The organism is Methylobacterium sp. J-092 (genome assembly GCF_022829325.1).
In the GTDB taxonomy this organism is placed as follows: domain Bacteria; phylum Pseudomonadota; class Alphaproteobacteria; order Rhizobiales; family Beijerinckiaceae; genus Methylobacterium.
Map to the genome: position 1 here is coordinate 17,495 of NZ_JAKSXU010000180.1, position 18,348 is coordinate 35,842.

The 18,348-nt window shown below is 70.9% G+C and carries 15 protein-coding genes, 1 tRNA gene and 1 pseudogene; 7 read left to right on the plus strand and 10 right to left on the minus strand.

Annotated features, from left to right (window positions below; all coding sequences use genetic code 11):
* Window positions 1–41 precede the first annotated feature (41 nt).
* Both MKK60_RS21200 and MKK60_RS21205 read left to right on the plus strand, forming a co-directional pair.
* Window positions 42–965 carry a hypothetical protein gene (locus MKK60_RS21200; RefSeq protein ID WP_243932960.1) on the plus strand — a complete coding sequence of 308 codons (924 nt, stop codon included), beginning with the start codon at window positions 42–44 and terminating at the stop codon, window positions 963–965.
* Window positions 965–1,957, plus strand: coding sequence for a LysR family transcriptional regulator (locus MKK60_RS21205; RefSeq protein ID WP_243988472.1), 993 nt, complete (start codon window positions 965–967; stop codon window positions 1,955–1,957). The genes MKK60_RS21200 and MKK60_RS21205 overlap by 1 nt, the downstream gene beginning before the upstream one ends.
* A 439-nt stretch (window positions 1,958–2,396) precedes the next feature.
* On the opposite strand, the gene MKK60_RS21210 is transcribed toward MKK60_RS21205, so the two are convergent.
* The 4 genes and pseudogenes from MKK60_RS21210 to htpG all read right to left on the minus strand — a co-directional run bounded on the left by MKK60_RS21210 (window position 2,397) and on the right by htpG (window position 6,307).
* Window positions 2,397–3,962, minus strand: coding sequence for a tyrosine-type recombinase/integrase (locus MKK60_RS21210; RefSeq protein ID WP_243988473.1), 1,566 nt, complete (start codon window positions 3,960–3,962; stop codon window positions 2,397–2,399).
* 25 nt (window positions 3,963–3,987) lie between these two features.
* Window positions 3,988–4,191 (minus strand): annotated as a pseudogene (locus tag MKK60_RS28740) (hypothetical protein); the annotation flags it as partial.
* Window positions 4,192–4,280: 89 nt separating this feature from the next.
* Window positions 4,281–4,370: transfer RNA gene (locus MKK60_RS21215), tRNA-Ser, on the minus strand.
* A gap of 107 nt (window positions 4,371–4,477) precedes the next feature.
* Window positions 4,478–6,307, minus strand: a complete 1,830-nt coding sequence (gene htpG, locus MKK60_RS21220; protein ID WP_243988474.1) for a molecular chaperone HtpG — start codon at window positions 6,305–6,307, stop codon at window positions 4,478–4,480.
* Window positions 6,308–6,593: 286 nt separating this feature from the next.
* On the opposite strand from htpG, the gene MKK60_RS21225 reads away from it, so the two are divergent.
* Window positions 6,594–10,028, plus strand: a complete 3,435-nt coding sequence (locus tag MKK60_RS21225; RefSeq protein ID WP_243988475.1) for an ATP-binding protein — start codon at window positions 6,594–6,596, stop codon at window positions 10,026–10,028.
* Window positions 10,021–10,932: a response regulator transcription factor gene (locus tag MKK60_RS21230; protein WP_243988476.1), complete on the plus strand. Its 912-nt coding sequence runs from the start codon at window positions 10,021–10,023 to the stop codon at window positions 10,930–10,932. Before MKK60_RS21225 ends, MKK60_RS21230 begins: the two co-directional genes overlap by 8 nt.
* A 36-nt stretch (window positions 10,933–10,968) precedes the next feature.
* On the opposite strand, the gene MKK60_RS21235 is transcribed toward MKK60_RS21230, so the two are convergent.
* From MKK60_RS21235 to MKK60_RS21245, 3 genes are read right to left on the minus strand one after another with little or no spacing between them, the layout of a single operon-like run.
* The gene (locus MKK60_RS21235) at window positions 10,969–11,628 is read right to left on the minus strand and encodes a peptidase C15 (RefSeq protein ID WP_279604201.1); all 660 of its coding nucleotides are present in this window, start codon (window positions 11,626–11,628) and stop codon (window positions 10,969–10,971) included.
* Window positions 11,625–12,614 (minus strand): methylmalonyl Co-A mutase-associated GTPase MeaB, encoded by a 990-nt coding sequence (gene meaB, locus MKK60_RS21240; protein WP_147843398.1) that lies wholly within the window; start codon window positions 12,612–12,614, stop codon window positions 11,625–11,627. The genes MKK60_RS21235 and meaB overlap by 4 nt, the downstream gene beginning before the upstream one ends.
* The gene (locus tag MKK60_RS21245; protein WP_243988477.1) at window positions 12,611–12,937 is read right to left on the minus strand and encodes a hypothetical protein; all 327 of its coding nucleotides are present in this window, start codon (window positions 12,935–12,937) and stop codon (window positions 12,611–12,613) included. Before MKK60_RS21245 ends, meaB begins: the two co-directional genes overlap by 4 nt.
* A gap of 80 nt (window positions 12,938–13,017) precedes the next feature.
* Between MKK60_RS21245 and MKK60_RS21250 the strand changes: the two genes are divergently transcribed.
* A complete protein-coding gene (locus MKK60_RS21250; RefSeq protein ID WP_147728879.1) occupies window positions 13,018–14,055 on the plus strand; it encodes an alpha/beta hydrolase in 1,038 nt (345 codons plus the stop codon).
* A 94-nt stretch (window positions 14,056–14,149) separates the two neighbouring features.
* On the opposite strand, the gene MKK60_RS21255 is transcribed toward MKK60_RS21250, so the two are convergent.
* Window positions 14,150–15,037, minus strand: coding sequence for a transglutaminase-like domain-containing protein (locus MKK60_RS21255; RefSeq protein ID WP_243988478.1), 888 nt, complete (start codon window positions 15,035–15,037; stop codon window positions 14,150–14,152).
* Window positions 15,038–15,290: 253 nt separating this feature from the next.
* Between MKK60_RS21255 and MKK60_RS21260 the strand changes: the two genes are divergently transcribed.
* Entirely contained in the window at window positions 15,291–15,644 is a 354-nt protein-coding gene (locus tag MKK60_RS21260; protein WP_147728881.1) for a hypothetical protein, read from the plus strand.
* A 128-nt stretch (window positions 15,645–15,772) separates the two neighbouring features.
* On the opposite strand, the gene MKK60_RS21265 is transcribed toward MKK60_RS21260, so the two are convergent.
* The gene (locus tag MKK60_RS21265; protein ID WP_243988479.1) at window positions 15,773–16,693 is read right to left on the minus strand and encodes an acyltransferase domain-containing protein; all 921 of its coding nucleotides are present in this window, start codon (window positions 16,691–16,693) and stop codon (window positions 15,773–15,775) included.
* Window positions 16,690–17,559, minus strand: coding sequence for a triphosphoribosyl-dephospho-CoA synthase MdcB (mdcB, locus tag MKK60_RS21270; protein WP_243988480.1), 870 nt, complete (start codon window positions 17,557–17,559; stop codon window positions 16,690–16,692). Before mdcB ends, MKK60_RS21265 begins: the two co-directional genes overlap by 4 nt.
* 171 nt (window positions 17,560–17,730) lie before the next feature.
* On the opposite strand from mdcB, the gene MKK60_RS21275 reads away from it, so the two are divergent.
* Window positions 17,731–18,294: a DUF533 domain-containing protein gene (locus tag MKK60_RS21275; RefSeq protein WP_147843403.1), complete on the plus strand. Its 564-nt coding sequence runs from the start codon at window positions 17,731–17,733 to the stop codon at window positions 18,292–18,294.
* The last annotated feature ends 54 nt before the right edge of the window (window positions 18,295–18,348 follow it).

Consider the following 18,348-nt stretch of genomic DNA (forward strand, 5'->3'; position numbering starts at 1 on the left):
CTCCCGCGATCCCGCGCTCCGCCTCATCCAAGGATACGATCTTGCCCAAACTCACGACGACCGTCGATTACGCCCACCGCGATAAGCCTATCGCAATCAACTCCTACACTACGGTGCTCCGTCACCCGAAGGTGCCGCACGAGCTGTTCGCCACCTACTGGCGGGACGTGCACGGCCCGCTGTGCTCGCGCATCCCCGGGCTCGGCTGGTACGTACAGAACCACCTCTCCCGCGAGCAGGACGCACGCCTCTGGCCGGCAATGGACGGCATCCGGCCCTTCCCAAACTACGACCTGGATGGCGGCGTCGAGATCGGCTTCCACTCCGCAGAGGACCAGGCCGCCTTCAACGAGGCCTGCCCGATCCTGTTTGCGGACGAGCAGAACATGTTCGCGGCGACGGTCGCCTACGCGCTGCCGAAGGGGTCAACGACGCTGGTCGACCGGGTTGCGGAACCCTCCCCGAACGCTGACGATGGTCTCGACCGCATTCACCTGCATCTCGGTGCCGCCCATGACGATGCGGCAGTGTTCGGCGACCGCATCGGTCGTCTCGCCCGCGCACTCGCCGCCGAGGAGGCGGTGCTGCGGGTTCGCCTCCATCTGCCGGAGCCTTACGACAACGCCCACCCGGCTCCCCCGGCGCCCAATGTCGGGCACGAGGTCCCGGCCGAACGTCGCCTGATCGCGATCCTCGACCTCGCCTTCGCCTCACCCCTGGACCGGAGTCTGTTCTACGCGTCCGACGCCTTCCTGCAAGCCAGCGAGGGCCTGGCGGCCGATGTCGCGTATGCGTCGCCGTTTGCGGTGAGCGGCGTCTACACGTATGTCCGCGACAAGGAACTGACGCTCGCCGGCCTGCGGGGCAGCCGTCCGGCGCAGCTCATCGAAAGGCTCGGCGCCCGCAACCAGGTCGCCGCCAATGTCCGCCACCTGCTGCACACCGGTACGCTTCTCGACCGCTGATGACCCAGACCGGGGTGCCAGTGCGGCTTCGGACCGGCGATCCCCACGCCGAAACCGGGACCGCGTCGCACGGCAGTCCCACCATGTCGCCTGAGCGCATCGAGGACATCGTCGCGTTCGTGCACGCGGCGGACGCGCGGAGCTTCACGGTGGCGGCCGAGCGGCTCGGCCTTTCGCGGTCCACGGTTGGCAAGCGGATCACGCGCCTGGAGGCACGCCTCGGCGCTCGCCTGCTGCACCGCACGACCCGCAGCGTGACGCTCACCGACGAGGGCGCAAACTTCCACGGGCAATGCGCGGAGATCCTGGAAGCGTTGGAAGCCGCCGAGGCGGTGGTGACGGCACGGGGTATCGCGCCGAGCGGACGCTTGAGGATTGAACTGCCGGTCTCGCTTGGGCGCCTGCAGGTGCTGCCAGTCCTCCAGCGGTACATGCGCCTCTGGCCGGCAGTAAGGTTGAACGTCAGCTTCAGCGACCGTTACGTCGACCTCGTCGACGAGGGAATCGACGTCGCGGTCCGCGTCGGCAGCAGGGTCGACAGCAATCTCGTGACCAGGAAGGTGGCGGCCCACACGCTCGTGACCTGTGCCGCGCCGGACTACCTCGCCCGCCGGGGCACGCCGGTGACCATCGAGGACCTGCTGGATCACGATTGCCTGACGTTCTCTCATGGCGGCCGCCCGGTCGAATGGCGGTTTCGCGACCACGGCGCCCGGCGGACGGTCGCGGTTGGGGGCCCGCTGACTTCCAACAACGCGGAGGGGCTGCGCGACCTGGTCGTCGCCGGCCTCGGGATCGGGCAGTTGGCCACGTTCCTCATCTCCGACGAACTGAGGGATGGCAGGCTCGTGCCGATCCTCGCGGGCCACGCGTCTGAAGGCGAGCCGCTGTCGGTCGTGTACCCGGTCCGTCGGCTCCTGCCGCCCAAGGTCACGGCGTTCGTGGAACTGCTTGTCGCGTCATGGCAGCCGCGGCCGCCCTGGGACCTCTGATCGGGTCTAACGTAGTGAGCCGACGGCAGCAGCCGAAACGGCAAGGATTGGTCATGGGATGGCTCGACTCGATGGAGGGGAGCCAGGATCTCACATCCAGGTCAGACGGCCCTCAATCAGCACATGAGGCAGGCATCAATCCGCAAGCCTCGAAGCTGTCACCCATCCCGCGGGAGCGGGTTCGTTCGACCGCCAAGTTCAGTCGAACTTGGGCCCTGACTTCACGTCCGCTTATGGGCGGACTAAAAAAACGGGTGAGAGGCCAGGTTGGGTCGAATACAGAACGTCCGCTTCTGGCCGGTCGGTCAACGCGCTCTCGTGCCTCTATACCAACGCCCGTCATCCGCACGCTGAGATCAAACGAGGTAGGCTGCTTCACCGCGCTCCGCCCCCCTGTGGAACGGCGGAAGTAGCCATTGAAAGCGTACGCGGGATCGTATCAACTGCATGTACGTACAAAGTGAAGCGCATGCAAAAACAATGGCTTAGATAGCGGTCTGGGTCGACCTTGCGCTGGGTGTGAATCCTGGCGCCCCACCCATTCCCAGACTAAAGACTTATGCGAGTCCAGTCGGTGCGGGAATCTTCTCCATCTCCGGACATAACGTTGAATTGAGTAGTCTTCGCCGTAGAGCTCGCTGGCGTCACAACTACTATGCCCCATCAGTCTATCCCTGATTTCTGGAGGCACGCCGAAGTTCTTGCATAGCGTGGAAAAGCGATGCCTGAAGGAATGGCTGGGGCTGATACGGGAGTCTTTGATTTCCAATTTCTCTCTGACCCAGCGACTGATCACTTTCGTCGCATTGCCTCCTCGATTGCCAAAGCGGTCCGGCGTTGCGTCCGAAAATAGATCCCGGCTGTTCGAGCGCGAGATGAAGTCCAAGAACCCTTCTCGAATGAGCCTCGAGTGGACCGGAATGATTCGCTTCGAACTATGATTTTTGAGATTCTTTTTGGTTTTCTTCATGTCGGAGGTTTCCGTCCCCTCCCCTTCGTGGTCATACTCGGTGGTCATCCGAAAATAGTGCATGCCCTTGGATGTGATGATATCGGCTCGCTCGAGTTGGCAGATCTCAGAGATCCGGGCCCCGGTGAAGCAAGCGATCCAGGGAACCCAGCGCCGATAGCCCGTACGATCGCGTGCTGCCTTCAGGATGCAGACGGCTTCCGCGTCGGTGAAATCCCGCTTTGTCGATCGCCGTTGGCCTTTCACGGCAGCTTTGGGCTGCTTCAAACCCGTGAACGGATTGACCGGGCATTTTCCATTCGCCACGGCCCAGCCGTAGATCGCTTTGACGGCGTAAAGATCGTTCGAAACGCTCTTCGCTGACCGGTCGACGAGCGAAGCGATCTTCCAGTCCGATGCGTCCGACAGACAGGCGCTTTCGAACGTGACACCGCGCTCCGCAAGGAAGGCAGTCCACCGGCGCACCTTGCTGGAGAACGTATAGAAGGTTTTCTCGGTCGGCGCCTGATCCGTCTTCCAGCCTTCCAGAATCTGCTCCGGGCTCGGTGCCTCGATCCTCTCCTGCTTCGGCCGAGACACGGCGTCCATTCGAAGGTCTTCCTTCGTCGGGGGCGAGGGTGTGGGGCGGGTATTCCCGGAGTGCCGGTCCTTGACGATGGTCATGACATCGAGTTCGGCTTCGACGAACGCCAGATGGAGACGACGATCCCCTAGCGATCCGAACGCGATGTTCAGTCCGGCATCGAGCACGGTCATCATCGCATCGAAATCGAAATGCGTGGCGGTGCAGTCCCCGCGCGCGTTGGCATCGCGCAACTCGGCCTCCCGCGACGCGATCTCCCGTCCGAGTGCTTCGAACCCTTCCCGGCTGAGGGGGTCGGCGCCGCGCCGCCGCGCTTCATCCGCGGCGAGCTTGCGATGGCGGAACGTCGCGACCAGACCCTGAAGAACCGTGTCGTCGAGGTCCGAGAGTTTCGGCTGAGCGCTGAGGCAGACGGCGCTTCGCCAAGCGGACGAGCGCGTCCGCCTCGCCATCCAGCCGGCGGGCCCGATCGCGTGCCACGTCCGCGTCGCGGGTGCCGAGGCTGACCCAGAACTCCCGGCCGGCCCGCCTTCCCTTCAGCGAGACGGGCGCGCTTTCGTCGAAGATGCCAGGCCCTGCGGTTCCGAGCACGGCCGGCATGTCGGCGCGTAGCGCATCCGGGATGGTGCGACAAACATAGAAGATGCCCCGACGCTGGACCAGACCCACCATCTGCCTCATGGCTTCGTAGCACGCCTTCGTAGCAGGAGCGCGCTGAAAGGCCTACGGCATCAGGAAGATACCGTCATCACAGGGGCTTAGAGGTGATTTGGCGGAGAGGGGGGGATTCGAACCCCCGATGGGCTTGCACCCATGCCGCATTTCGAGTGCGGTACAATCAACCGCTCTGCCACCTCTCCGCGAGGTGCCTCGTCGAGACCGGCGGTGCCTAGCATGAAGCACCGCCGGATCACAAGCCGGAATGCGATCTTTCGATCGTCGTCGCCGGCGAAGGTCGCCGTGCGCCTCAGGCTTTCGCGGCGAGCGCCGCCGCGACGACCTGGGCGAAGGCGACCGGGTCGCGCGGGGTGTCGCCGTCCTGGATGCGGGCGAGGTCAAGGAGGGTGCCGGCGGCCGGGGCGATGGCGTCCTCCGGGCCTTCGGCCAGCGCGCGGATCAGCGGGTGGCGCGGGTTGATCTCCAGGATCGGCTTGCCGCCGCCGGCGGCGCGGCCCGCCCGGCGCAGCAGGCGCTGCATCTGGAGGTCGGGGCCGCTGCCGCCGGCGGCCAGCACCACCGCGCTGTCGACGAGGCGGTCGGTGGCGCGCACGTCCGAGACGGCCTCGGACAAGGCCGCCTTGATCTTCGCGACGAGGCCCTCGATCCCGGCCGGGGGCTCGGCAGCCTCGCCGTCGCCGGCGAACTTCGAGAGGTCGAGGGCGCCCTGCGTCACCGAGCGCAGCGGCTTCTCCTCGAAGCGCGCGAGCTGCTCGGGCCAGAACGCGTCGACGTGGTCGGAGAGCAGCAGCACCTCGAGGCCGCGGGCGCGGAAGCCTTCGAGCTGGGGCGAGCGCGCGAGCGCGTCGGCGTCGTCGGCGACGAGGTAGTAGATCGCCTCCTGGCCGTCCTTCATCCGGGCGACGTAGTCGGCGAGCCCGGTCCAGCCCTCGACCGCGGAGGACTTGAAGCGCAGCAGCGGCGCGATCTCGGCCCGGCGCTCGTGGTCCTCGTAGATGCCCTCCTTCACCACCGGCCCGAAATTCTCCCAGAAGGCCTGGTAGCCCTCGGCGTCCTTGACCCGGCTCGTCAGCTCGGAGAGCACCCGGCCGGTGACGGCGCGGCGGATCTTGGCCAGCGCCGGCGTGGTCTGCAGCATCTCGCGCGAGACGTTGAGCGGCAGGTCCTCGGTGTCGACCACGCCCTGCACGAAGCGCAGCCAGGACGGCAGCAGCTTGGCGTCGTCGGTGATGAACATGCGCCGGACATGCAGGCGAACCTTGCTCTCGCGCTCGCCCTCGACCGCCTGGAACGGCTTCATCCCGGGCACGAACAGCAGCGCCGAGAACTCGAGCGCGCCCTCGGCGCGCCAGTGCAGCGTCGCCCACGGCTTGTCGAAGTTCATCCCGACCGAGCGGTAAAACTCTTCGTACTGCTCCGGCGTGATCTCGGATTTCGGCTTGCGCCAGAGCGCGGTGCCCTGGTTGGCCGATTCCTCCTTGCCGTCCTCGACGATGGCGATCGGCACGGTGATGAAGTCGGCCCATTTGCGCACGAGGTGGTCGAGCCGGTAGCTCTCCAGGTACTCGTCGGCGTCCTCCTTCAGGTGCATCACGATCGTGGTGCCGGGTTCCTCGCGGGTCGCCGGCTCGAGCGTGTAGCTGCCCTGGCCCTCCGAGGCCCAGGTCCAGGCCTCGTCGGTGCCCGCGCGGCGCGAGGTGACGGTGACCCGGTCGGCGACCATGAAGGCCGAATAGAAGCCGACGCCGAACTGGCCGATCAGGCTCGGCTTCTCGTCGGGCTTGGCCTCCGCCAGCGTCTGCGAGAAGGCCCGCGTGCCCGAGCGCGCGATGGTGCCAAGGTTGGAGGCGAGGTCCTCCTTGCTCATGCCGATGCCGGCATCCGAGACCGTCAGCGTGCGCGCCGGCTTGTCGGGGGTGATCCGCACCTTCGCGTCGGCGGGCAGCGCGCTCGCCGCCGAGGTCAGCGCCTCGAACCGGCGGCGGTCCATCGCGTCGGCGGCGTTGGCCACCAGCTCCCGCAGGAAGATCTCGCGGTCGGAATAGAGGGCGTGGACCACGAGATCCAGCAGCCGCCCGACTTCGGCACCGAATTCGTGCCGCTCCACCGTCTCGCTCACGTTCGTCGCTCCACTTCACAAGGCGCCGCCGGACGAAGTGGACGTCGGTTCGTCGTCGGGCAGCGCATCAGGACAGGTCCGCGCGGCGCCCGATCCCGCAGGACCCGGGGCGCGGATGCGGTGGCGATATGCCGTCGCGGCCCCGCAAATTCAATGCTGTCGGCCCCCCCGCGAACCGCGCGGGCGGCGCACGATTTTTGCGTATCCTGCGCCGATCCGGCCTATCGATGCCGCACGGTCCGCGGGCCACGCCGTCCGGGGACGATTCGGGACCGACCACCACGCCATGAGCGGGCGCCAGCACATCATCCCGATCCGCCGGGACTACAACCGCCTCGTCGCCGACGAGACGCTGGAGGATTACGCGCTGCGCTTCACCGCCAAGAAGGCGCGGCGCTGGTCCGCGTTCCAGGTGGCGCAGACGGCGCTCGGCTCGCTCTCGTTCCTGGCGCTGGAGGCGATCGGCGGCACGCTCGTCCTGGCCACCGGCTTCCCCAACACGCTGGCCGCCGTCCTCGTCGTCGGCGTGCTGATCTTCGCCACCGCCGCGCCGATCACGATCTACGCCGCCCGCTACGGCGTCGACATGGACCTGCTCACCCGCGGGGCCGGCTTCGGCTATCTCGGCTCGACCGTGACCTCGCTGATCTATGCGAGCTTCACGTTCCTGTTCTTCGCCATCGAAGCCGCGATCATGGCCTTGGCGCTGCAGCTCTGCTTCGGCCTGCCGCTGTGGATCGGCTATCTCGCCTGCGCCGCGATCGTGATCCCGCTCGTCGTCTACGGCATCCGCCTGATCAGCCGGTTCCAGATCGGGACCCAACCCTTGTGGATCGGCCTCAACCTGCTGCCGCTGGCCTGCATCGCCTGGAAGGGCGACGCGCCGCTCGCGGCGCTGCTCGCCTTCCCCGGCCTCGCCCCGGGCGCGGGCACCGGGCTCGACGCGGCCCGCTTCGGCCTCGCCGTCGGCGTGCTGCTGGCGCTGCTGGCGCAGGTCGGCGAGCAGGTCGACTTCCTGCGCTTCGTGCCGGAGGCGAAGGGGCGGCAGGCGGGGCGGATCGACCGGCGCTGGTGGGCGGCGGTGCTGGCGGCCGGCGCCGGCTGGATCGTGCCGGGGATGCTCAAGATCCTGCTCGGCGCCTTCCTCGCGGTGCTGGCGATGGCGCACGGCGTCGCGCCGGAGAACGCCGCCGACCCGACGCGGATGTACGCGGTCGCCTTCGGCTACGTCACGCCCTCGCCGGAGGCCGCGCTGCTCCTGATGACCGGCTTCGTCGTGGTCTCGCAGCTCAAGATCAACCTGACCAACGCCTATGCCGGCTCGATCGCGTGGTCGAACTTCTTCTCGCGGCTCACCCACAGCCATCCCGGCCGCGTCGTGTGGCTGGTGTTCAACGTCGCCATCGCGCTGCTCTTGATGGAGCTCGGCATCGACAAGACCATCGCCAGCACGCTGCCGCTCTACGCGGTCGTGGTCTCGGCCTGGGTCGGGGCGCTGGCGTCGGATCTCGCGGTCAACAAGCCGCTCGGCCTGTCGCCGCCCGGCATCGAGTTCAAGCGCGCGCACCTCTACGCCGTCAACCCGGTGGGCACCGGGGCGATGACGCTGGCGCTGCTCGCCGGCTACCTCGCCCATGCCGGCCTGCTCGGGCACGCCCTGCAACCGTTCGCGCCGCTGCTGGCGCTCGGCGTCGCGTTCGCGGCGGCGCCGCTGATCGCCTGGGGGACGGGCGGGCGCTACTACCTCGCCCGGACGCCGAAGGCCGACTGGGGGGACTCCGAGATCGTCTGCCGGGTCTGCGAGCTGCCGTTCGAGGGCGAGGACATGGCCCATTGCCCGGCCTATGACGGGCCGATCTGCTCGCTGTGCTGCTCGCTCGACGCCCGCTGCGGAGACCTGTGCAAGCCGCACGGCAAGCTGGAGGCGCAGGCGCAAGGCGCGCTCGGCCGGATCGTGCCGGCACGCACCGCGGCCTGGATCGGCGCGCCGCTCGGGCGCTACCTCGCCCTGATGCTGACGCTGGTCGCCGTGGTCGGCCTGATCCTCGGCATCGTCCATGCCGGGGCGACGCTGGAGCATCCCGAGCACCGCGCGGCGTTGCAGGCGGCGCTGACCAGCGTGTTCTTCATCCTGATCGTCATCCTCGGCGTCGTCGCCTGGCTGTTCGTGCTGGCCCACGAGAGCCGCCGCGTCGCGCAGGCCGAGACCCGGCGCCAGACCGCGCTGCTCGAGGCCGAGATCGAGGCGCACAAGGTCACCGACGCCAAGCTCCAGGCGGCCAAGGAGACGGCGGAAGCCGCCAACCTCGCCAAGAGCCGCTACGTCGTCGGCATCAGCCACGAGCTGCGCACGCCGCTCAGCGCGGTGCTCGGCTACGCCCAGCTGCTCGAAGGCGACGCCGCGATCCCGCCCGCGCGCCAGAACGGCATCCGGGTGATCCGGCGCAGCGCGCAGCACCTGTCGGGCCTGATCGACGGCCTCCTCGACATCTCGCGGATGGAGGCGGGCCGCCTGCAGATCCACCGCGACGAGATCCGCATCGCCGACGTGCTCGACCAGATCGTCGACATGGTGCGGCTGCAGGCGCAGGCCGCGGGCCTCGACTTCCGCTTCACCCGGCCCGAGATCCTGCCCGCGGTGGTCGCCACGGACGAGAAGCGCCTGCGGCAGGTGCTGCTCAACCTGCTCTCGAACGCGATCAAGTTCACGCAGAGCGGCCACGTCGCGCTCGACCTCAGCTACCGCAGCCAGGTGGCGGTGTTCACGATCCGCGACACCGGGCCCGGCATCCCCGAGGCCGACCTCGAGCGGATCTTCGAGCCGTTCGAGCGCGGCGCGACGCCGGCCGCCGCCGGCACGCCGGGGACCGGGCTCGGGCTCACCATCGCCAACCTGCTGGCGCAGGTGATGGGCGGCGAGATCTCGGTGACGAGCGAGCTCGGCCGCGGCACCGCCTTCCGCTTCCGCCTGATGCTGGCCTCGGTCTCGCGCCCCGCGCCGACGCCGCTTCCGCTGGCCGTCCCGGCCCGGGCCTACGGCGGCGCCCGGCGGACGGTGCTGGTCGCCGACGACGATGCCGGCCACCGCGCGCTGATGCGCGAGATCCTCGAGCCGGAGGGCCTCGTCGTGATCGAGGCCGCCGACGGGGCGGCATGCCTCGCCGCGGCGCAGGCGGATCGGCCCGACCTGCTGCTCCTCGACATCGCGATGCCGGGGCTCTCGGGCTGGGCAGTCGCCAAGCGGCTGCGCGAGACCGGGTTTTCCGGGCGGATCGCGATGATGTCGGCCAACGTCCACGAGATCAGCCCGATCCGCGGCGACGACGCCCCGCACGACGCGATCATCGCGAAGCCCTTCGACCTGCGCGACTTCCTCGAGCGGATCACGCAGCTGCTCGGCCTGGAATGGACGGGCACGCAGGAACCCGAGCCCGAGCCGCCGCCGGCCCCGGGCACGCCGCCGCCGGAGGCGCCCGCCGGGCCGTCGCCGGAGCAGGTCGGCGACCTGCTGCGCCTCGGCCGGATCGGCCACATCCGCGGCATCGAGGCCAAGCTCGCCGAGATGGCGCAGGATGCGCGCGTGCCGAGCGCCTTCGTGGCGGAGATGCGCGGCCTCGTGGCGGATTTCGACATGCGGCGCTACCTGCGCATCCTCCAGGAGATGTCCGAGCAGGCCGTGGAGCGGACGGTGGATCGGGAAGGCCTCGCCTCGGATGCCTGAGCCGCAGCGCGACATCGTCCTCGTCGTCGACGATTCCCCCGACACCCTCAGCTTCCTCACCGAGGCGATCGAGCGCTCCGGGGCCACCGTGCTCGTGGCGGTGGCGGGCGACCTCGCCCTGGCGCTGGTCGACGAGATCACCCCCGACGTGATCCTGCTCGACGCGATGATGCCGGGCATGGACGGGTTCGAGACCTGCCGCCGCCTCAAGGCGAAGCCGCAGGTCGCGCACGTGCCGGTGATCTTCATGACCGGGCTCACCGAGACCGAGCACATCGTGAAGGGGCTGGGCGCCGGCGGCGTCGACTACGTGACCAAGCCGATCGCGCCGGACGAGATCCTCGCCCGCATCCGCGTCCACCTGGCGAGCGCCCGCGCCGCCCAGAGCGCGCGTGCGGCCCTCGACACCGCGGGCCGCACGCTGTTCGCCGTGGACGCGGCCGGCGCGGTGGCCTGGTGCACGCCGCAGGCCGCGCGCCTGCTCGCCGACCTCGCGACCGATCCCGGCGCGTCGCTCGCCCTGCCGGCGACGAGCCGCGCCTGGCTGCGCGACGCCCTGGACGGCGGCGCGGCGGCGCCCTTGAGCCTGCGCGACCGCGAGGGCCGCGCCCACGTCCTCAGCTTCATCGGCCGGACCGGCGACGAGATCCTGCTGCGCCTCTCGCGGGACGACACCGCCGCGGGCCTGGACCGCCTGCGCGATCGGCTTCGCGTCACCGGCCGCGAGGCGGAGGTGCTGCTCTGGCTCTCGCGCGGCAAGTCGAGCCGCGACATCGGCGAGATCCTGGGGCTGAGCCCGCGCACGGTGACGAAGCACCTGGAGGGCATCTACGCCAAGCTCGGCGTCGAGAACCGCACCGCCGCCTCGGTGATCGCGGCGCGGCACCTGCAGGATCTGGGGTGAGCGACGCGGCGGCGACGTGAGACATTCGACGCAGCATCACCGTTTCGAGGCGGCCGCCCGTCCCCGAACGCAAAGGAACAAGGCCACCTCCGTGAGCGCCCGCGCCTGCGCCGCGGGATCGGGTCGGCCGTGCCGCGGGCGCGCCGCGTCGCGGGGCCGCCTCACCGCTGCCGCCGGCGGGATGTGGACGAACAGCACCGGGCAGGGCTCGGCCAGGGCGCGGAAGTAGCTGGCGTTGCAGAGGTAGCGCCCGGCATCGCGCGAGCGCCCCGCCGCCAGCCCATGCCGGCGCAGGATCGCCAGGGCCTGGGGCGCGACGAAGGCACGGCGGGCCGGCGGCCCGTCCGGATCGAGGGTGAGGTGGGCGGACGGGCGCCCCGACGCATCGGGGTAGAACCGGCTCGCCCGGTTGCAGGCCCGCGCCTCCACGCGGATGCGCTTGGCCCGGGAGGCGACGCCGAGCATCAGCACCGCCGCGGGCGCCTGCGCCAGCGTCGGCACGAGCTGCGTGCCGATCGCGTCGTAGGTGGTGTCCAGCACCCGCACCCGCAGGGCGCGACCGAGGGCCGACCTGAGGCGGCTCGACCTTTCGAGGCGGCGCGCCAGCGCCGCGCTCGGGTTGCGCGGCATGCCGGGAAACGGGCCGAACCCGGTGATCAGAAGAACCGGCGATCCGCTGGAAGCCGCCAGGCTCAAAGCCCGATCAGCTCGGCGATGGCGGCCGCGCCCGCGGCCGGCGAGGCTTCGCCCTGCGCGACGCGGCCTTCCGCCTCCGCCGTCTGCTTGCGCACCTCCGGCGTGCCGACGAGGCGCTGGTGCAGGCGCTCGTGGACGAGCGCCCACATCCACTTCACGTCCTGCTCGCGGCGCTTCCTCGCGATCTCGCCGGTGGCGGTGAGCTTCTGGCGGTGGTCGACGACGCGGTCCCACATCGCGTCGAGGCGCAGGTTGTGGAAGCCCGAGATGGTGACCACCGGCGGCGTCCAGGTGGCGGAGGCCGGCGTCAGGATGTGGAGCGCCGCGCGGTACTCGCCGGCCGCGGCGTTGGCGCGCCGCTCCGCCTCGCCGTCGTCGGCCTTGTTGACCGCGATCATGTCGGCGAGCTCGAGGATGCCCTTCTTGATGCCCTGCAGCTCGTCGCCGGCACCCGGCAGCATCAGCACCAGGAAGAAGTCGGTCAGGTCCGCCACCGCCGTCTCGGACTGGCCGACGCCCACCGTCTCGACCAGGATCACGTCGAACCCGGCCGCCTCGCACAGCAGCATGGTCTCGCGGGTCTTGGCCGCGACGCCGCCGAGCGTACCCGACGAGGGCGACGGACGGATGAAGGCGTTGGGATCGAGGGCGAGGCGGGCCATCCGGGTCTTGTCGCCGAGGATCGAGCCGCCGGTGCGCGTCGAGGACGGGTCGACCGCCAGCACCGCCACCTTGTGGCCGGCGGCCGTCAGGTTGGCGCCGAGCGCGTCGATCGTCGTCGACTTGCCGACCCCGGGCACCCCGGTGATGCCGACGCGGATCGCCTGCCCGGTCTGCGGCAGAACCGCGTCGATCAGGTCCCGCGCCAGCGCCCGGTGATCGGCCCGCTTCGACTCGGCAAGGGTGATGGCGCGGGCGAGCGCGGCCCGGTCGCCGGCGAGCAGCCGCGTGCGGAGCGCATCGATGTCGAGGGAAGGAGGCGTCATCCGCCCTTCATGCCGGGGCGGGCGGCGTTCGTCGAGGGGCACGGACCGGGTCGGCCCGCGCCGATCGCGATCCCGGCATCAGCGCCGCCGGTGCCGGACAGGACAGAGGCGGCGGTGGCCAGGCCGATCGCGCGACGCGCCGGTGACGATCTGGCGATCGAAAGGGTTTCGCGCTGTGAACACGGCGGGTCCTTTTCCAATCGTGAGGCATCCCCCTGCCCTTCCGACCGCCGTATGCCGCCGCCGTTCAGGAGGAGGCTCCCGGCCGCCGCGCCGGATGCCCGCAATCCACCGGACGAACGGTCACGCTTACGCCCTGCCATGGTCATGATCCTGCGGCACAGGCTAGGTCTCGGAGCCGGACACATCGCCGTCTCCCCTCGTGCCGGACAGACCCGAGATCATGCTGCGCCAGCCTCCGACCCGCCGCGCCTTCGTCCGCCTCGGTGCCCTCGGGGGGGCCGCCGTGCTGGCGCCGTCCCTCGGGGGCTGCGTCACGGACAGCCTCTCGACCGGGACGGTCGCGCTGCCCGAGAGGCAGTCGGCCCTCGACGTGATGCCGGTCCTGCTCGTCGCCACCACGCGCAAGCCCGTCGGCAGCCCGCCCAAGCCCCCCTACTTCAACGCCGAGCGCGGACGCGGCCTGAGCTTCGCCGAGGTGCGGCTGTCCCCGCCCGACCGGTCGCTGCTCGGCAAGGTCTCGTCGGTGATCTCCGGCGACTGGACCATCGGCGCGGTGCCGAAGGTCGAGACCGGCCCCGGCGCGGCCAACGCCTTCGCGGAGGCCGCCCTCGGCCGCGACGTGCTGATCTACGTCCACGGCTACCGCGAATCGTTCGAGTCGGCCGCCGTCAGCGCGGCCCGGCTCTCGGACGGCATCCGCTTCCGCGGCGTCTCCGGCCTGTTCACCTGGCCGTCGGCCGCTGCGACCTTCGATTACGGCTACGACCGGGAGAGCGCGCTGTGGTCGCGCGACGCGTTCGAGGACCTGCTGAAGGCCCTCGCGGCGACCCAGAGCGCGGGCAGGATCAACATCGTCGCCCACTCGATGGGCACGCTGCTGACGCTGGAGACCCTGCGGATGCTGCGCGCCGAGGCCGGCGACGCGGCGATGAATCGGATTGGTGCCGTGGTGCTCGCCGCCCCCGACATCGACATCGACCTGTTCACGGGCAGCGTCGCCAAGCTCGGCGCGGACGTGCACAAGATCACGGTGATCTCGTCGACCAACGACCGCGCGCTCGAGCTCTCCGGCGCCATCGCCGGCGGCGTCGTGCGCGCCGGCGCCGCCGACCGCGACCGCCTGGAGGCGCTGGGCGTGCGCGTCGCCGACGCCTCGGATTATGGCGGCGGCCTGATCAACCACGACCTGTTCCTCTCGAACCCCGAGGTGCAGGGCGTGGTCAAGCGCGCGATCTCGCGCGGCGGCAGCGGGGCCTGAGCCCGGATCGTGATCCGGCCCCCGCGACCGCGGGGCGGCGGGCGTCCGCCGGGCCTCATGGGTCCCGACCCATACGACCAAGAATGAACGCTCCTCACCCCATCCGGGTCGTCATGGTCTGCGGCGGCAGCGGCTCCTCCGGCTCCTCGGCGGCCTCCGCGTCGAGGTGGTCGATCACCGCGACGGCGTCGGCCCAGACCCGGAAGCCGACCAGCGGGTTCGGGCCGAAGGTGTGGGTCAGCGGCACGTCGGCGGCGTCGCGCCCGCAGGCGACCATCACCCGGCCGATGCGCGGCGCGTTGTTGCGCGGGTCGAACACGTGCCAGCGCCCACCGAGATAGACCTCCATCCAGGCGCAGAAGTCGCCCGCCGGATGCGGCTCGGGCTCGCCGATGAAGCTGATGTAGCCGGTGCAGTAACGGGTCGGCAGGTTCAGCGCCCGGCAGAACGCCACCGCGAGATGGGTGAAGTCGCGGCAGACCCCGCGCCCGCCCTGGTAGGCGTCGAGCGCGGTGCGGTCGCGGTGGGCGAACTCGTAGCCGAAGGCGAGGTGGGCGTGGACGAAGTCGCACACCGCCTGCACCCTGGCCCAGCCGGGCGGCACGTCGCCGAACAGCCGCCAGGCCTCGTCGGCGAGCAGGTCGGATTCGCAGTAGCGGCTCGGCAGCAGGAACAGCAGGGTCTCGGCCGGCAGGTCCTCGACGCGGTGCTGCTCGGCGTCCCGCTCGGCGGGATCGGGCAACCCGTCGTCGGCGACGACCCCGTCGGTGCCGATGGTGAACGCGCCGGCCGGCGCGATCAGGCGACCGCACAGGTTGCCGAAACTGTCCCGGTACGTCTCGACCGGCACCTCGGGATGGGTGACGATCGCATCCGGGGCCTCGAGGGCGTCGGCGCAGGAGGGATGCAGGTTGAGCATCACCACCATCGGCACGGGATAGGGGAAGGCGTAGCGCATCTCGCAGCCGAGCCTGATCCGCATCCGGGATGATCCTTCTTTCCTGGGCCGGCGCCGGCCACGCCATGCCGTCGCCGGGTCCAAGCAGGAGGCGGACCGCGGAGGGCTCGGACGGCGCGATAATTCGGGGTTGGCGGGTGTACCGTTCCCCCCTACAGCATCCCCGCGACCGGATTGAGAGCGGTGCGCTGAAGTTCCAGAGCTTTCTTGCGGCGCAGGCGCGAACGGCCCGGATGCGGGGCCTTCCGCAACCACGGTAACCAGAGGGAAGTCAGCGATGTTCACGCTCGAGATCGAGGGCAAAGCCGTGGCGGTCATCAACGGCGACGAGGAGACCGCGCGCGACCTCTTCACCTGCGACGGCTTCAAGGAAGACATCCAGAAGATGACGAGCGACGGCGCGCCGCTCTGGAACGGCACCTCGGAGCTCAAGATCCGCGCCGCCAGCGAGGACGAGATCGAGATCTTCGAGGACGCGCTGGCGGAGGACGACGGCGAGGGCGACTTCGAGGACGATCCGCGTCACGCCGCCGCCAACGACGCCACCACCGAAGAGGGCGAGGACGACGAGGACGAAGCCGACATCGTCTTCCTCCTCGACATCGACGAGGCCGACGCCCTCGATTCGTGACGGGTTCGGGCGCGCTGGCCCGCCGGGCACCGGGCTACCGGGCCCACTGAACGCTCCGGCGCCCAGCTTCACGTCCCCCCTCCCCCCTCCGCGGGGGGGGAGGGAGAGCGCTTCGGGCGCAGCGTTCCCTAGGCCGAGAGCCACTCCGTCACGCCCGCCGCGGAACGGAAATCCTCCAGCGCCCGCACCCGCGCGTCGGGGAGCGCCGCGGCAGCCATCGTCGCGAGCGCGTGGCCGGGGCCGAGCTCGAGCACGGTGGTGGCGCCGTATTCCCGGCAGGCGTCGAGGCAGGCCGCCCAATCGATCGTGGTGGCGATCTGGCGCGCGAGCTTGTCGAGCCCGGCCGCGGCATCGAACACGGTGCTGCCGTCGAGCCCGCTGACCAGACGGGGCGCCGTGCGCGCCGGCTTGTCAGGAAGAGCCTCGCGCAGGGTTTCGCGGAAGCGGGCGGCGGCGTCCGCGAGGAGCGGGGTGTGCGACGGCGTCCGCACCGGAAGCAGCACCGCGCGCTGCGCGCCGGCCGCGAGGGCGTCGCGGCGGACGGCCTCCAATCCGCCGACCGCTCCGCCGATCACGACGCTGTCGGGCGCGTTCCGGATCGCGAGGTGGCAGCCCTGCGCGGTCGCCATCGCCGCGACCCGTGCCTGCGGCAGGCCGCGGATGCCGGCGAGGCCGTACCCCGATCCGGAGGCCGCATCCATCGCCTCGGCTCGGGCCGCGGCGAGCGCCAGCACGGTCTCGGCCGAGAAGCGTCCGGCGCAGCCCCAGGCGGCCAAGTCGCCGATGCTGTAGCCGGCGACGATCCGGCGGCCGGGCGCCGCCTCCGAGACGAGGGTCCAGGCGGCGAGCGCCGCGACGCAGCACAGGATCTGCCCGGTGCGGTTCTCGTTCAGGGCGTCGCCGCCGGCGCGTGCGAGGTCGCGCGGGTCGGCCCCGAGCAGCGGCCGCGCCGCCGTGAACACGGCCTGCACCGCCGGCAGGTCGGCGGTGAGATCGAACATTCCGGGATGCTGGGCGCCCTGCCCCGAGCAGAGGATCGCCAGCGTCATGGGCACGGCGCCTCGATCGCGTCCACGAACAGCGTCATCGCCAGCAGGTCGGCCGCGCCGCCGGGGCTGAGGTTGCGCGCGACGAAGGCGCGGTGGAGGTCCTCCGCCGCGGCGCGCCAATCCGACCGGCCGACGCCGCCGGCCGTGATGAAGCCGGCGGCGGCGTCGCGGGCGAAGGCGTAGCCGGCCTCGCCGCCGCGATGCAGCAGGTTCGTGTCCTCCAAAGTGGCGATGAGCGCGAGGCAGGCCTCGACACGCGCCGCCTCCGGATCGTCCGGCCGCAGGCGCCGGCCGCGGTCGAGGGCCGGTAGGCCGACCCCGTAGAGGTGGGGGAAGCCGGAGGCCGCCTCGTGCGGCGCGCCGCCGACCCCGTGGCGGCGCCGGGCCTCGGCTCCGGGGGCGCGCAGCAGGACCGGGCCGTCGAGGATGGCGTCGCCGTAGCGTTGGCGGATCCGGACGCCGAGCCCACCGGCGGGGATCGTCTCGCCGGTGAACGACCCGGCGGCCGCGCAGAGCAGCCCGAGGCCGAAGATCGCGCCGCGATGGGTGTTCACGCCCCCGGTCGCCGCGCGCATCGCCGCCTCGGCCGCGATGCCGATGCGGCGCAGCGCCGGCATCGTCGCCTCCTGGGCGCCGGCGGCCGCGAGGTCGGCGAGGTAGGGCTCGATCGCCGCCGCGCTCGCCGCGAAGGTGGCGGCGTCCATGTCGGCATGGCTGCCGCTGTCGACGCGGCTGACGAGGCCGGGCTTGGGGTAGGTGTCGAGCTCGAGCCGCAACGCGGTTGCGGCCACGGCCGCGATGCGCCTGGCGCGCTCGGCGTCCCGCAGAGGCAGGCTCGGGCTCTTGGATCGTGCGGCTGTCGTCATGGCCTCTCGGCTTAGGGGACGGGGAAGGAGCGCCATCGGCTGGTGCCGCCCTCTATCGCCGCCGCGCCCGAATCCGGCAACCGCCACCGGCGCGACGGAAGATGCCGATGAACCTTGGCCCCGTCCGGTCGTTGCCGGTCCGATCCCCGCCCGCGTTCGGAGTAGCCCGCGATGCCCGATCTGAACAAAACCGCCGACGCCAAATTGCCCGTCGATCCCAAGAAGTCCGTCGACGCGAAGTCGATCGTCGACGCCCTCGTCAAGGCGCGCGGCGGAGCCCTGGCCGGCGCGGCCCTGGGCGGCCTCGCGCTGATCGGCGGCCTCGCCTTCCGGGCGCTGCGCGGCGGCAAGCCGGACGAGGCGCAGACGGCGGCGTTCCAGGACGTACCGGAAGACGAGGCGCGCCTGATGCTGCGCGCGATGGTGGCGGCGACCGTGGCCGACGGCCTGGTCGACGCGGCCGAGCGGCGCCGGCTCGACGAGGCCGTCGCGGCGGCCGGCATCGATCGCGACGGGCGCGCCTGGCTCGAGCGCGAGCTCGCCAACCCGGCCGAGATCGACGAGATCGCCGACGCGGTCGACGATTCCGACGCCGCCGCCCGGATCTACGCCGCCGCGGCCCTGGCGATCGACCTCGACACGATGCAGGAGCGCCAGTTCCTCAAGATGCTGGCCGAGGCGCTCGACGTGCCGGCCGAGGCCGCGGCCCGCGTCGAGCGTGAACTCTCGGCCTAATCGTCGCGCCGCCGCACCTTCCGGTTGATGCCGGCGGGCGCGGCGGTGCTAGGT